This window comes from Arthrobacter sp. AG367, assembly GCF_007828995.1.
Taxonomy (GTDB): Bacteria; Actinomycetota; Actinomycetes; order Actinomycetales; family Micrococcaceae; genus Arthrobacter.
In genome coordinates this window covers 1-14044 of record NZ_VIVE01000015.1, presented here as the reverse complement: position 1 = coordinate 14044, position 14044 = coordinate 1, and the positions used below count along the sequence as shown (strand labels likewise).

At 67.8% G+C, this 14044-nt stretch carries 14 protein-coding genes and 1 pseudogene; 3 read left to right on the top strand and 12 right to left on the bottom strand.

What is annotated here, in order from left to right:
- Positions 1 to 77 precede the first annotated feature (77 nt).
- The 3 genes and pseudogenes from FB478_RS20635 to FB478_RS20625 form a co-directional block, all read right to left on the bottom strand.
- Positions 78 to 896 carry a pyruvate, water dikinase regulatory protein gene (locus tag FB478_RS20635; RefSeq protein ID WP_018770551.1) on the bottom strand — a complete coding sequence of 273 codons (819 nt, stop codon included), beginning with the start codon at positions 894 to 896 and terminating at the stop codon, positions 78 to 80.
- Positions 897 to 1002: 106 nt separating this feature from the next.
- Positions 1003 to 1736: pseudogene (locus FB478_RS20630) on the bottom strand (SPFH domain-containing protein).
- A gap of 171 nt (positions 1737 to 1907) precedes the next feature.
- Positions 1908 to 2423: a DUF222 domain-containing protein gene (locus tag FB478_RS20625; protein ID WP_395858370.1), complete on the bottom strand. Its 516-nt coding sequence runs from the start codon at positions 2421 to 2423 to the stop codon at positions 1908 to 1910.
- A gap of 432 nt (positions 2424 to 2855) precedes the next feature.
- On the opposite strand from FB478_RS20625, the gene FB478_RS20620 reads away from it, so the two are divergent.
- A complete protein-coding gene (locus tag FB478_RS20620) occupies positions 2856 to 3344 on the top strand; it encodes a hypothetical protein (protein ID WP_261377489.1) in 489 nt (162 codons plus the stop codon).
- Positions 3337 to 3477 carry a hypothetical protein gene (locus tag FB478_RS21210; RefSeq protein WP_186447861.1) on the top strand — a complete coding sequence of 47 codons (141 nt, stop codon included), beginning with the start codon at positions 3337 to 3339 and terminating at the stop codon, positions 3475 to 3477. Before FB478_RS20620 ends, FB478_RS21210 begins: the two co-directional genes overlap by 8 nt.
- On the opposite strand, the gene FB478_RS20615 is transcribed toward FB478_RS21210, so the two are convergent.
- From FB478_RS20615 to FB478_RS20595, 5 genes are all read right to left on the bottom strand, one after another.
- Entirely contained in the window at positions 3474 to 3734 is a 261-nt protein-coding gene (locus FB478_RS20615) for a hypothetical protein (RefSeq protein WP_144601501.1), read from the bottom strand. The two genes, FB478_RS21210 and FB478_RS20615, sit on opposite strands and share 4 nt — an antisense overlap.
- Positions 3735 to 3907: 173 nt before the next feature.
- On the bottom strand, positions 3908 to 5008 hold the full coding sequence (locus FB478_RS20610; protein ID WP_144601500.1) for a DUF2891 family protein: 1101 nt from the start codon (positions 5006 to 5008) through the stop codon (positions 3908 to 3910).
- A gap of 31 nt (positions 5009 to 5039) precedes the next feature.
- Positions 5040 to 6011 carry a DUF979 domain-containing protein gene (locus FB478_RS20605; protein WP_144601499.1) on the bottom strand — a complete coding sequence of 324 codons (972 nt, stop codon included), beginning with the start codon at positions 6009 to 6011 and terminating at the stop codon, positions 5040 to 5042.
- A complete protein-coding gene (locus FB478_RS20600) occupies positions 6008 to 6721 on the bottom strand; it encodes a DUF969 domain-containing protein (RefSeq protein ID WP_018770559.1) in 714 nt (237 codons plus the stop codon). Before FB478_RS20600 ends, FB478_RS20605 begins: the two co-directional genes overlap by 4 nt.
- Positions 6722 to 6932: 211 nt before the next feature.
- Positions 6933 to 7610 carry a GntR family transcriptional regulator gene (locus tag FB478_RS20595; RefSeq protein ID WP_056393210.1) on the bottom strand — a complete coding sequence of 226 codons (678 nt, stop codon included), beginning with the start codon at positions 7608 to 7610 and terminating at the stop codon, positions 6933 to 6935.
- A 69-nt stretch (positions 7611 to 7679) separates the two neighbouring features.
- Between FB478_RS20595 and FB478_RS20590 the strand changes: the two genes are divergently transcribed.
- A complete protein-coding gene (locus tag FB478_RS20590) occupies positions 7680 to 8657 on the top strand; it encodes a prenyltransferase/squalene oxidase repeat-containing protein (RefSeq protein WP_235509864.1) in 978 nt (325 codons plus the stop codon).
- Positions 8658 to 8664: 7 nt separating this feature from the next.
- On the opposite strand, the gene FB478_RS20585 is transcribed toward FB478_RS20590, so the two are convergent.
- The 4 genes from FB478_RS20585 to FB478_RS20570 all read right to left on the bottom strand — a co-directional run bounded on the left by FB478_RS20585 (position 8665) and on the right by FB478_RS20570 (position 13867).
- On the bottom strand, positions 8665 to 10413 hold the full coding sequence (locus FB478_RS20585) for a biotin carboxylase N-terminal domain-containing protein (protein ID WP_056393207.1): 1749 nt from the start codon (positions 10411 to 10413) through the stop codon (positions 8665 to 8667).
- A complete protein-coding gene (locus FB478_RS20580) occupies positions 10406 to 12076 on the bottom strand; it encodes a 5-oxoprolinase/urea amidolyase family protein (protein ID WP_144601498.1) in 1671 nt (556 codons plus the stop codon). The genes FB478_RS20585 and FB478_RS20580 overlap by 8 nt, the downstream gene beginning before the upstream one ends.
- Before the next feature lies 1 nt (position 12077).
- Positions 12078 to 12836 carry a LamB/YcsF family protein gene (locus FB478_RS20575; RefSeq protein WP_144601497.1) on the bottom strand — a complete coding sequence of 253 codons (759 nt, stop codon included), beginning with the start codon at positions 12834 to 12836 and terminating at the stop codon, positions 12078 to 12080.
- A 179-nt stretch (positions 12837 to 13015) separates the two neighbouring features.
- Complete coding sequence (locus FB478_RS20570) at positions 13016 to 13867, bottom strand: phosphotransferase (protein ID WP_186447860.1); 852 nt, start codon at positions 13865 to 13867, stop codon at positions 13016 to 13018.
- Positions 13868 to 14044 lie beyond the last annotated feature (177 nt).

The window sequence follows — 14044 nt, the reverse complement described above, 5'->3', positions numbered from 1 at the left end:
AAAACCCTGTCAACAGTGGCAGGTCTGCAGCGCACTTTCCACATGATGTGCGCTACGCCACGTTTGTGAAATGGCGGCTAGTGCTTGAGGTTCATCCGCTGCAGGATGGTGGCCGCCATTTCCTCCACGGAGACGGTGGCGGAGTTCAGGTACGGGATCCGGTGGGAAACGTACAGCTGCTCGGCGCTGCGCAGCTCAAAACCGCACTGCCGCAGGGATGCGTAGGGCGAGCTGGGGCGCCGTTCGGTACGGATCTGGCTCAGGCGCAGCGGGTTGGAGGACAGGCCGAAACACTTCGACACGAAAGGCCGCAACGGCTTGGGCAGCCCGTCCCGCTGGAAGTCTTCATCCACCAGCGGGAAGTTCGCCGCGAAGATCCCGTGCTGCAGCGCCAGGTACATGGTGGTGGGCGTCTTTCCGCACCGGGACGGGGCCACCAGGATCACCTGGGCCTTCTCCAGCGCACGCAGGCTCTGCCCGTCGTCATGCTCCATGGCGTACTCGACGGCGGCCATCCGGGACTGGTAGCGCGCGGCGTTCCCCAACCCATGCGCCCGGCCCGGCTCACCGCTGGCAGGGGTGCCCAGCGCCTGCTCCAGGACACCCACATGGGTGCCGATCAGATCCACGATCACACCGTTGCAACCGCCAAGGATCTGCCGTATTTCGCTGTTGACGGCGGTGGAAAACACGAGGGGCCGGGGCCCGGCGGCAGCCAGGCCGTCGATGGTGCGGACCACGGACCTCGCCTGGTCGGGGGTGGTGATGAAGGGAATGGTGACGCGGTCGAAATTGTCCACCGGGAACTGCGTCAGCAGTGTATTGCCCAGTGTTTCCGCCGTGATGCCGGTACTGTCCGACAGGAAGTAGACAGGCCGTAGAGCAGCAGTGGTCATGGCACGACTTTAGCGGCCGCCGCGTTCCGCACCGAAAAGTCGGGGCATGCCGGGTGAGGCCCGCTCCCTGGCTGCGCGCGGGTCAGGCCGCGAGTCAGGCCGCGGGTCAGGCCGCCTTTACAGGTGAGGGGCCGGCCGCGGACGCCGCCTGGTTCTCGCGCGCCAGGAATGCGGAGAGTTCGCCGATGGTGCTCATCAGCGGGGCGGGGAACACCACCGTGGAGTTCTTGTCCACCGCGATTTCCACCAGGGACTGCAGGTTGCGAAGCTGCAGTGCCAGCGGGTGGGCCATCATGGTGTCGGAGGCATCGCCGAGCGCTGCCGCGGCGATGGCCTCGCCTTCGGCCGCGATGATCTTCGCTCTCTTCTCACGCTCCGCCTCGGCCTGGCGGGCCATGGCGCGCTTCATGCTTTCCGGCAGTTGGATGTCCTTGAGTTCCACCAAGGTGACTTCCACACCCCATTCACCGGTGAGCACGTCGAGGATTTCGCGGATGTCGCCGTTAATCCGTTCGGTCTCGGACAAGGTCTGGTCCAGGGTGTGGCGGCCAACCACCTTCCGCAACGTAGTCTGGGCGATCTGGTCGATGGCGGAGGCCACGTTCTCGATGGCGATGACGGACTTCACGGCGTGGCCACGGCGGAGACGTCCACGCTGACGTTGTCCTGGGTGATGATGCCCTGCGACTGGATGGGCATGGTCACGATCCGGAGGCTGACCAGCGGCAGCCGGTCGATGATCGGGACAATCAGCCGCAGGCCCGGATCCCTGACGCCAATGACCCTGCCAAGCCGGAACAGTACGCCCTTCTCGTATTGCCGCACGATCCGGATGGACATTCTTGCAGCGATGAGAAGCAGGACAACGAGGACGATGACAACGATAGTGGTGGCGTCCACCAGGATCCCCTCCTGGTTACTCGAGTGGGACGTGCCGACGCCTGGGTGGCGCCGTGACAGGTGCCCTGCCTTTATTGTCCCACCAAAGGCGTGAGGGAGCCCAGGGAGGAGCTACCGGTTCCGCACATGGGGCCACAGCGGTGGCTTGTTGCCTCCTTGGAGGTCCTGGTTGCCGCCACCGGTGAGCAGGGCGGCGGAGAGCACGTCAGCGCGGAGTTGCGAAAGGGCCCTGTGCTCGTCCTGGCCTTGGAGTCCCCTGGCAATGGCGGTGGTGCGGTTCCAGACCGCCGAGGCTGTGGTGGCGGGCAGATAGGCGGAGATCCAAGCCATCCCGTCACAGTCCGGCGTGTACTCCACGCGCCGGTCCGCTGCACTCCTGGCGTGGCGTCCTTCCAGGGTCTCCGGGTGGTTGCGTTCGCGCCAGATGCGGGCTTTGGCCTTGAACCGGTGGGCCGGCATCTCTCCGACCGGGCAACCCCGGGCCGGGTTGCGCGTGTCAGGATCCAGGAAGTGCGCTTCCAGGGCGGCTGCGCCTGCAGAGTCCAGGCTGGCGGTTTGGTCCACCATGGTCCGGGCATGCTGCCAAGAGATATGCCCGGAGCGCAGGGCAGCAAGAGTTAAGGGCAGCGAACTGGCCAGTGCATATGTTTAGGCCAGCAAAGCACCAGCCGCGCGATGACTGATCGCCAGTACGCACGCTACCTCCGCCGCCACCGCCATCACATCCAGGCAGCCGTCGGCCAGCATTTTGGCGGGCGGGATTGACCGGGTCAACGGGGGTCCCGCGCGTCCCGCGGGCCGGCAAACCGGAGGCTAGACTGGCCGGGTAAGGACGGATTGGGGGATCCATGGCGGCGCTGCCGCTGTTCCGCTGGTCGGTCGCAGCCAGCGGACCCAAGGATCACCGTGACCTTCTTCCAGGACTTTCCAGTACCTCCGCTCCCACCGAGGCCGAGGTCTCAACGGTACGTCCCGCCGCCATGGGCGGGCGCCCCAGTCTACGAGCTGCCGTCCGTGGTCCACATCGGCAGGTTTGTGTCCAGGACTCCGTGGAGGGTGGTGGCGGTCAAAAGTGTGGACGTGTTCTCCACCGGCTGCGTGTTCAACCTGTCCTGGCTGTTCCGCCGTGACCAGCAATCCGACGAAGACTGGGCCGACCTGCAGCACCTCTTCTTCCAGCCGGGAAGGGGCATCCGCAGTGGCCGCGGACAACAGACCGGCCTGATGTTCGGCGTCCAGTTCCCCGATGGTTCCAAAGCCAGCACCGGCACCCTGGGTCCCCACGGCTTCGTGGAGCGTGGCCAGGAACCCGAACCTCCGGCGCTGGTCCTGAACAATGGCGGCGGCGGTGGCGGAGAGGATGAGTTCCAGGGCACCGGCTCGCTCTGGCTCTGGCCGCTTCCCCCTGCCGGCAGCCTCCGCCTGGTTTCCCAGTGGACCGATTTCGGCCTTGAGGAAACGTCCATCATGCTCGACGGCGGGAAGTTGCGGGATGCCGCAAAGGCAGCCCAGCAGTACTGGCCGGAGGAGGGCAGCAACCATGGGTGACTTCACAGGCTTGGTCCTGTTTGTCCTCTTCGGAGCGGTCTTCTTCTACATCCTCTACGGCGTCATCCGCGCCGCAGTCCGGGACGGAATCGTCCAGGCGGATGAGCGCCGCGCGGACCGGCGTCGTACCTAAACCGAGGACACGATGCTTCCGTAGCCCTGCAGGAACATCCGGCGGCCCTGGCCGTCGTCCGTCCACACCCAAATGACCGAGTAGTCGGACGTGACGGCGTCCACCACACCCGTGCCGGCCAGGGTTCCCTCGGCGAAGCGGACCCGGTCCCCCACCGCCAGCCGCGGGTGCCTGGTCCGCTTCCTCCTGGGCCGAAGCGTGGTGGACTCCACTGCTGTTGCGGGGTCTGGCGGGCAGGTCGTGAGCTGCTGGCGCATGGGATTCCTTGGGCTCGCGGGCGGATGGTCAGCTCATTACAACCCTGCCCGCTGCTCCCAGGTCACGCACTCGCGCGTGGTGATGCAAGACTAGCTGTCCACCGGCGTGGCATGCACCAACCAGACGCTCCGAACGGAGTGTGACTGGTGAGGGCGCCACGCCAGCCCGGGAATCAGTCGAGTTCAGCCACCGATCCCAGCGCATCCCACGCGAAGCTGGCCAGCCAGTGCGTGGACATGAAGTCCCCGCTTTCCAGTCCGGACAGCCCGGCCTTCAGGAGCGGGTCCAGCGCGTCGGACAGCACGGCCGCGGCGGCCGCGGCTTCCGGGCCGCTGGATTGACGAAGCGTGGCGATGATCCGTGCCACCTGTCCCGCGCGGGTCAGGTTCAGTCCGTGCAGGTGCACCAGGTAGCCGTCGGTCTCATCCGTCACGCTCACCGGCTGCAGGATGCGCGATGCGGTGGACAGCTCCGGCAGGAACCCCGCGAACCACCCGGCGAACTCGTCCGCGGAAAGCACGCGGCGCATCAGGTCCGCCTCGCTCAGGCCCGCGGAGAGGAAGTCCTGGCCGCTGAGCTCCCAGTCGCCCGGCCAGCCGCGGTCATCGGCAAACCAGGTGCGCGCCGCGTCCTCGCACGCTTTGGCGGCATCAACCCTGCCCAGGGAGCGGAAGGCATCCAGCATGTACCCCACACCGAACGCGGCGTTGGTGTGCAGCCCGTGCCGGACGGGATACTGCGCCTTGGCCATCCAGGCGGCGCTGAGCTCCGCCACGGCATCCACCAGGGGTTCCAAAGCGGTTCCCCATTGGCGGATCTCCGCATCCGGGGAGGCGGAGCAGGTGGCGGCCAGCCGCATCAGCCAGGCCCAGCCGTAGGGCCGCTCCCAGGACGGGTTGGCCAGCAGGTAGTCCCGTTCCACTGCCAGCTTGGCCGGGGTCAGGTTGGCGCCCAGGGCTGCCCGGAGCGACGCCTCGGTGGCGGCATCCACCCAAGCCGCCGTGCCGCCGTCGGACGCTCCTGCCGCGGTAGTCCCAGCAAAGGGTGACCCGGGAGTGCCGCCCACCAGGCTCACCCCCAGCCAGTGCATGTGCACGCAGGAGTGCCAGTCGAAGGAGGTATAGAAGGCGGGGTGGATCTGCTCGGGGGTTGGCCGGTCGTCGGCTGACACCTGGGTGTGGTGGGCCGAGTGCGGGAAGGGCTCGGAAAGGTTGCCCAGCACCACGGCCGCGTAGTCCGGTGCCGCCTGTGCGCGAAGATCGTTGTCCATCATGCTCCTTTGAATGGCAGGGTCTGCGGAAGGGTTAGTGGAAGGCCAGGAAGTACATCAGCGCGATGTTCACCGCCAGCAGCGGGATGGCCGTGCCCACCTGTGCGGCGATGACGCCGTATTTGTTGTCCATTTCCAGCAGCGCGGACGGCACCAGGTTGAAGTTGGCTGCCATGGGCGTGCAGAGCGTGCCGCAGAAGCCGGCCAGCATGCCGATCGCGAAGACGATCGCGGGGTCACCGTGGAACGTCTCCACCAGCACGGGCCAGCCGATGGCAGCGGTCATGATGGGGAACGCAGCGAAGCCGTTGCCCATCAGCACGGTGAACAGGAACATGCCGATGCAGTAGACCAGCACGCCGGCGATCAGTGAGCCCTTGGGCAGCAGGCCGGAGGCGAGCGTGCCCACGGCGGTGCCCACGCCGGCTTTGGTGAAGAGGATGCCCAGCGTGGTGAGCATCTGGGGCAGCAGCGCGGCCCAGCCGATGGATTCGAGGATCCGGCGGCTTTCGAAGATGGGCGTGGCCGGGTTCTTGGGCTTGAGGATCACCAGGGCCACGACGACGGCAGCCACGGCGCCGATGGCCAGGGCTACCAGCGTGGTGTTCTTGGGGTCCAGCAGCGGGGTGCCGCCGATGGACAGCAGCGGGGCTGCGAGCACCAGGATGACGGTGACCAGGGGCAGCGTCAGGGCCGGGATGAAGAGCTTGTTGCCGAAGCGCTTGGCGTAGGCCTCGCGCTCGTGGCCGGTGGAGGTGCGGTGCTTGCCGTGGCCCAGCAGGCCGGTGGAGGCCAGCACCACCAGGACCAGGACGGCGATGCCCAGGATCCAGCCGGGCGCCGTGCCGGCCTGGACCCAGGTGCTGTAGAAGAAGCACAGGCCCAGCAGGCCCCAGAAGGAGGAGCTGCCCCAGCGGCGGGGGTGGTTGGTGTCGGCGGCAATGAGTGATGCCCAGGCGACGAACAGAAGGCCGATCAGCCAGTAGACGGCTTCAACGTTGATCATTTCGCTTCTCCTGCGGTTTCCTTCTGGGCGGTGAGCTCGTATTCGCGGTATTCCTTGTCCAGCTGCTTGTCCAGGCGCAGGAGCCGGAAGCCGTGGATGAGGAAGGCCGCAATGGCGGTGGGGATGGCCCAGAGGGCCAGCTGGAGCGGTTCCAGGTGCAGGTGGTATGTGGTGTCCACGAACGTGGTGATCAGCAGGATGGAGCCGACGGCGACGAACACGTCCTCGCCGAAGAACACGCCCACGTTGTCCGCGCCGGCGGAGTGGCCCTTGATCTTCTCGCTGATCTTGTCCGGGACGTGCCCGTAGCGGCGCAGCGCTGCGCCTTCGGCCATGGGGAACACCAGCGGGCGGACGGTCTGGGCGTGGCCGCCGATGCTGTTCAGGCCGACGGCGGCGGTGATCTGGCGGACGGCCAGGTAGCCGATCAGGACCCGGCCTGCCGTCAGCTTGGCGAGCCGGCCGATGAGGACTTTGGCCTGTTCCTGCAGCCCGAAGAACTCGATGATTCCCACCACGGGCAGCACGGCCACGAAGATGGTGACCGAGCGGCTGCTGGCAAAACCGGTTCCGAACGAGTCGAGGATCTGCGCGGGGTTCATGCCGCCCAGAAGTGCGGTGACGATGCCCGCAACGGTGACGACAATCAGGGGGTTCAGGCGGATGGCGAAGCCAACGATCACCAGCAGCACCCCGATGAGTACAAGCATGATTATCCCTTCCCAGGGGACCCGTGACGGGTCTGCGAAAGTGGGGGCCGGCGCGTCCGTGAGTGTGGTGGTGGGGGTGACGGCGCCGAGGGGCGGGAGCCCCGGACACGTTAGGGCTGCAGGGTTAAGTGAGCTGCAGAACAACGGTGTGATCTAAAGCATAGCTTTTTGTTCAACAATCCTGCAACCCCCTTTTTTGGGGAAGGGTTGGCTAGCGGCCGACGGCGGCGAGCAGCTGCGCTTCCGCGCGGTCCAGGTAGGCGGCCAGGAAGTCCGCTGCCGCGGCCAGTTCGCCGGCTTCCAGGAGGTCCACTATCCGGGCGTTGTCCTCCACGTAGGGCTCGTGGAAGGCAGGGTTGGCCGCCATCGAGTGGAACACCAGGCGCATCTCGGCCAGCACCTGGTCCATGAGGCTGTTGAGCCGCTCGCTGCCGGAGCGGTCAACGATGGCGCGGTGGAAGTCCTGGTTGGCGCTGGCCATGCCGGGGATGTCGCCGTCGGCGGCGGCTGCCCTGGCGGCCTTGATGATTGCCGCCAGGGGCTCCAGCGGGGCATCGCCGGACCACAGGACCGCCGCGGGCTCCAGGAACCGGCGCACCCGGTAGATTTCGCGGATGTCGTCTGCCGTGGGGTGGGCCACGAACACACCCCGGTTGGGGATGCGGGTCACGATGTGCTCGGCATGGAGCGCCGTGAACGCCTCCCGCAGGGTGTTGCGGGACACGCCGAGGGCCTCGCGGAGGGCTTCCTCGGCGAGCTTTGATCCGGGAGCCAGCTGGCCGGCGGCGATGCGGCTGCGCAGCTGGGCGGCCACCCAGAGGCCCGTTTCGGCGTGCTTTGTGGTCCTGGCCTGGGCTTGGAGATCGGCCAGTACCTCGTCAAACGTCATGGCACCACGATATCGGGCAGGACAGCGGTGCCCTGTCCGCACCGGACGTATTCCGCCATCATGGTGACCATGACGTGGCTTGACGGCCTCCGGTTCGACCCGATCGCCCCGCTGCTTTCCAGCGGTCACCCCGCCGTGCGCTCCTGGGCCGTCCGCGAGCTTGTCCCCGGACCGGGAGGGCTGCCGGCCACCCCGGCGGCCGATGAGGCACTCTGGGACCTTCCGGTCCCGCGCCGGATCCTGCGGCACCAGGCGGCGGACGGGTCGTGGGCCTATCCGGGAAGACGGCCCCGGGACCGCATGGATTACGACCTGCTGGAGACCTACCGGCAACTCGGGTTCCTCGTGGAGATGTTCGGGCTCACCCGCCGGCATCCGGCCATCGCCGCGGCCGCCGGTTATGTGCTTTCACACCAGTCCGAGCCAGGTGACCTTCGGGGGATTTACGGCAACCAGGTGTCTCCCAACTACACGGCGGCCCTCATCGGGCTCCTGTGCAAAGCGGGGTACGGCGACCACCCGCGCGTGGAACGCGCGTTCAGCTGGCTTGAGGCGTCGCGGCAGGACGACGGCGGCTGGGCCCTTCCCCTCCGCACCCGGGGGAGGAAGCTGGACGCGCTGGACGAGCCGCAGACCATCACCGGCGATCCGTCGCAGCCGTTCTCGCACCTGATCACCGGGGTGGTGCTCAGGGCCTACGCGGCCCATCCCGCGCACCGCGCAAGCACCTCCGCACAGAAGGCCGCGGAAATGCTGGCGGGCCGCTTCTTCGAGCCGGACGCCTATCCGGATAAGGGCCGCGTCTCCGACTGGACCGAGTTCTGCTTTCCCTTCTGGATGACGGACCTCGTTTCCGCCCTCGACGCGATCAGCATCATCCACCCCGGCCTTCGAACGGAAAAAACCGGCCAGGCGCGCGACTGGCTGGCCGCGCACCAGGAGCCGTCAGGGCTCTTCACCGGCCACCTGCTCCGGGACAGGTTCCACGACCTCCAGCTCTGGTTCAGCCTGGCGGTGTGCCGCGTGTTCGCGCGGATGCCCTCGTGAGGTGCGTTCAGGAAATGGTGGTGAGCACCTGCCCGGGCCCGACGGCGTCTCCGGCCGCCGCGTACAGCTCACCGACGGTGCCGGCGCGGTGGGCGGCCACGGCCGTCTCCATCTTCATGGCTTCGAGCACCAGCACCGCTTCGCCTTCCTCGACGCTGGCCCCGGGCTCAGCCAGCCACTTGACCACGGTGCCGGCCATGGTGGCCAGCAGGTCGCCGTCGTTCTTCTCCGCCGCAGCCTCCCCGCCGTCCTGCGGAGCCGCTGCGCGTCCCCTGCCGCCGCCGTCGAGCAGGGAATCCAGCAGCGCCTTGGGGAGTCCCAGCTCCATCCGCTTGCCGTCCACCTCGATGCCGATGGTCCGGCGGGGCTCCTCCGGCGCGGCGGGACTGAAGGCCGGATCCGCCTCAAGGGCGGTGGTGAATTCGTTTTCGATCCAGGTGGTGTAGACGCCCAGCGTGTCGGTCCGGGTGAAGTCCGGCGCGTCCACCACCGCGCGGTGGAACGGCAGCACGGTGGCCAGGCCGCCGATGCGGAACTCCCGCAGGGCGCGGCGGGCACGGCGGAGCGCCTGCTGGCGGTCCGCCCCGGTCACCACGAGTTTGGCCAGCAGGGAATCGAACTGCCCGGGGACCACCGAGCCCGAACGGACGCCGGTGTCCACCCGGATCCCGGGACCGGTGGGGGCTTCGAAGGTTTCCACGGTGCCGGGGGACGGCAGGAAGCCGCGGCCCGGGTCCTCGGCGTTGATGCGGAACTCAAAGGCGTGCCCGCGCGGCTCCGGGTCCTCGAGGATGGGAAGCTTCTCCCCCGCCGCGATGGACAGCTGGGCGGCCACCAGGTCCACCCCGGAGGTCTCCTCGGTGATGGGATGCTCCACCTGCAGGCGGGTGTTGACCTCCAGGAAGCTCAGGAAGCCCGTGCCGTCCAGCAGGTACTCCACGGTGCCGGCACCGACGTAGCCCGCCTCGCGGCAAATGGCCTTGGCCGAGGCGTGGATGGCGGCCCGCTGCTCAGCGGTGAGGAAGGGGGCGGGGGCTTCCTCCACGAGTTTCTGGTGGCGGCGCTGCAGCGAACAGTCGCGGGTGCCCACCACCACCACGTTGCCGTGCGTGTCCGCGATGACCTGGGCCTCCACGTGGCGCGGCCGGTCCAAAAACTTCTCCACGTAGCATTCGCTCCGGCCGAAGGCGGCCAGGGATTCGCGGACCGCGGAGTCGAAGCTTTCCTCGATGTCTGCCTGGTCCCGGACCACCTTGAGGCCACGCCCGCCGCCGCCGAACGCCGCCTTGATGGCCACGGGAAGGCCCACCTGTTCGGCGAAGGCGCGGACCTCCGCGGCGCTGGCCACCGGTCCGTCGCTGCCGGGTGCCAGCGGGGCGCCGGCCCGGACCGCCACCTCGCGGGCGCTGACCTTGTCGCCCAGCAGCCGGATGGTCTCCGGGGAGGGGCCGATCCAGGTCAGGCCGGCGTCGATTACGGCCTGGGCGAAGCCGGCGTTCTCGGACAGGAAGCCGTAGCCGGGGTGGACGGCGTCGGCGCCGCTTTTCGCCGCAACGGCGAGGAGCTTGTCGATGTCCAGGTAGGTTTCCTGGGGCCGGGAGCCTGACAGCGAGTAGGCCTCGGTGGCGGCGGAGACGTGCAGCGCGTCGGCGTCCGGATCGGCGTAGACGGCCACGCTTTCCAGGCCTGCATCGTCGCAGGCCCGGGCGATCCGGACGGCAATTTCGCCGCGGTTGGCAATGAGGACTTTACGCATGGGGGCTTTCCTTAGGTGTTTCGGGCAGTTCTGCCGGAGGAGCTGCGGCGGTGAACCGGACGGTTGTGCCCGGGGGAAGCTGGGCGGCCTTGTCCAGGTCGGCATGGACCACGACGGCAATCACCGGGTACCCGCCGGTCACCGGGTGGTCGGAGAGGAACAGGACGGGCTGGCCTTCCGGCGGCACCTGCACGGCGCCGCGGACGGTTCCTTCGCTGGCGAGTTCGCCGTCCCGGCTGCGGCTGAGCGGCTGGCCGTTGAGGCGCAGACCGATCCGGTTGGACTTTGGCGTGACGGTCCATTCCTGGGCCAGGAAGTCCTGCAGTGTGTCGGTGCTGAACCAGTCCTGCCGGGGTCCGGGGACCACCCGCAGCACGGTTGCCCCGTCCTGAATCGGAAGGGGGGACAATTCCGGGTGGCCCACCACGCTGCCCGGTTTGGCGGCGTGCACCGGCAGGATGGTTCCCGCTTCGAGCAGCTCGGGGCCGATCCCTGACATCGTGTCCGTGGAGCGGCTGCCGAGAGCATCGGGGCCACCGAGTCCACCGCGGACGCCGATGTAGGAGCGGAGCCCTGCCGTGGGGGTGCCCACGGTCAGCCTCTCCCCCGCCAACAGCGCGAAGGGGGCGTCGCACGTGGGGTGCCGCGCCGCCGTCGTCCGCTGGCTGTCTTCCGTTGAGTCTGCCCCCGGTGTGATCTGCAGCGGGACGGCCGCTCCGGCGACGGCCAGGACCTGGTCGGTGAGGGCCTCGAGTTCGAGGCCGCCGAAGAGGAGTTCGATGCCGGCTGCGCCTTCGGCGTTGCCCACCAGGCGGTTGGCGCGGCGGAGGGCTCCGCGGTCCATGGCGCCGGCGCTGCTGACACCCAGCGAGGCGAAGCCCGGCCGGCCCAGGTCCTGGACGGTGGCCTGCAGCCCCGGTTTGCGGACGGCAAGGCCTGGGTGGCCCTGGTGCTCTGCCGTCCGGTTGGCTGGGGCTTTGGGCCGTTCCGTCATGATGGCGTGGCTGCGGACGGCCTTGAAGCGGACGGTATCGCCGGGGCGGATGAGGGCGGGATTTTCCCGGTCCAGGTCCCACATGGCGGCTTCGGTCCGGCCGATCAACTGCCAGCCGCCCGGCGACTGCCGCGGGTAGACGGCCGAGTACGCGCCGCCCAAGGCCACAGCGCCGGCGGGCACGGCCGTGCGCGGGGATCGGCGCCGCGGGACTTCGAGGCTGGGGTTTTCGCCGCTGAGGTAGGCGAAGCCCGGTGCGAATCCGGCAAAGGCTGCGGTCCAGAGCTGGCCGGCATGCGCGGCCACCACTCCCTCACGGCCCAGTCCGGTGAGCGACGCCACCTCGTCCAGGTCCTCGCCGTCGTACACCACGTCGATGGTGACCAGCGCGCTCTCGGTGTCCGCTGGCGCCTCAAGGTCCAGCCCGCGGACGTGCGCGGCCAGCGCCTGGACTGCCTGGGGCGAATCCGCGGTGACAAGGACGGTTGATGCGGCTGCGATGACGTCGATCTGGCCCGGCTGCGGGTGTGCGGTCAGCTGCGCCTGGAGGCTGAGGACGGCATCGAGGGAGGACAGCTCCACCAGGATGGCCCGGTCACCCGCGCGCCGGATCCCGGTCGGCTCCGGGCGAGGGGCAGTGGCGGTGCGCTGCTGCTGCGTGGCGGCCATGCTAGGCGAAGCTTTCGATCCGGATGCCGGCGTCCACCAGTGCGGCACGGACGGCGGCAGCCATTGCCACGGCGCCGGGGGTGTCACCGTGCAGGCAGATGCTTTCGACGTGGACGGGAACCAGCGATCCGTCGATGGCGCGGACTACGCCGTCCCCGGCCAGGCGCAGGACGTGCTCGACGACGTCCTCCACCTTGTGCAGCACGGCGCCGGGTTCGCGCCGGGAGACCAGGGTGCCGTCCGGGTTGTAGGCACGGTCAGCGAAGGCCTCGGCCACGGTCCGCAGGCCCGCGGCTTCGGCCTGGCGCTGGATCTCGGAGTTGGGGAGCACCATAAGGGGCAGGGTGGGGTCCACTGCGAGGATGGCTGCCACAACGGCCCCAGCCTGCTTCGGGTGGGTGACAATGGTGTTGTAGAGCGCGCCGTGCGGCTTGACGTAGCGGACGGCAGTGCCGGCGGCGAGGGCCACGGCCTGGACTGCGCCGATCTGGTAGACCACATCGGCGGTCAGTTCGGCCGGGGTCATGTCCACGAAGCGCCGGCCGAAGCCGGCCAGGTCCCGGTATCCGGGGTGTGCGCCCACGGTGACGCCGGCCTTCACGGCGGCCTGGCAGGTGGCCATGATGCCTACAGGGTCGCCGGCGTGGAAGCCGCAGGCCACGTTGGCGCTGGACACGCTTTCAAAGATGGCCGCGTCGTCACCGAAGGACCAGTTCCCAAAGGACTCGCCGACGTCGCTGTTCAGGTCGATGCTGGGCATTGTGATCTCCGTCTCGGATTGCTGTTCATCCAAGAATGCCCTAAAAACTCGGATTGTTCAACAATCTGAAGCCCCCTATTATGCTTCCGGCCCGTGACGCGCCATCACATCCTGCGGGTTTTCCATGATGCGCCATCACATAATGCCCTCCCGGCCACATCGCCGGGGAACGGCGTCCCTTAGAAGGTGTCCAAGGCGTCACGGAGCATCCGGAGGCCCTGTTTCTCAAACTCCAGATCACCAACCTGGTAAGCCCACGCGGCTGTGGCAACGGCTTCCCGCAACTGCATAACGCTCCAGAGCCTACTGTGCCTGGGGTCCGAACCGTAACCCGCGAAGAAGGCTGACTGCAGCTGCGGAGCCGTACGCCATTGCTGTACGGCAAGCCGACAGAAATCGCTGGCGGCCGGCCTCAACTCGTATCTGCCAAAGTCGATGACCTTTAGGACTTCTCCGTCGAGGAGCCAGTTGCGCGGCTGCCAGTCACCATGGGTCGGGACAACAATCACCGGCTTCGGCTTGTAGGCGCCCAGTATGGCCCTCGCTTTTTCCGCGGCGCGGCTGTCGATGCGGTGGGGTTCACCTAGCCAGGCCAGGGCCTTGGTGGTGGCTGCCTCCTCATAATCCGGATCGCGATGCGCGGCCTGGTCATGGAAAACACGCAGCAGAGCACCGGCTTGGACGTATGTTTCAGGCGCGTATTCGGCTTCAGTGCCCTCTACCAGGCAACCTTCCAGATACTGCGTGACCAGGATATTCAGGGCGCGGTCCGCGAACCTGAGCTTCGGCGCACAGTTCCGGCGGGCCAAGACATGAACGGAGGATTGGTGGGCTGCAATCTCACGCTGTATGTGGTGGTTGGAAGGGCCTCCGGCCTTGATCACGTACCTGTGCTGACCATGCTCCACCGCGAGCACCACGGTTTCGACGATGTTCCAGGACAGGTCATCCAATAATCGGACGCCCGGGAGCCAGGCTTCCACGAGCTCTGCCTGCCCAGTATTCAGCAGGTTGCGGTGCCAGGAATCCATTCCGGCAGAATATACGGTCCGGCGGCACTGCCGTTACAGCCACTACGCGCTGATGCCTCCCTGATCAAACCGCGAGACGTGCTTAAATGTGGGAGGCCCCAACCTGGTGGTTGGGGCCTCGACCAATGTGTGTCCGGCGGTGACCTACTCTCCCACACCCTCCCGGGTGCAGTACCA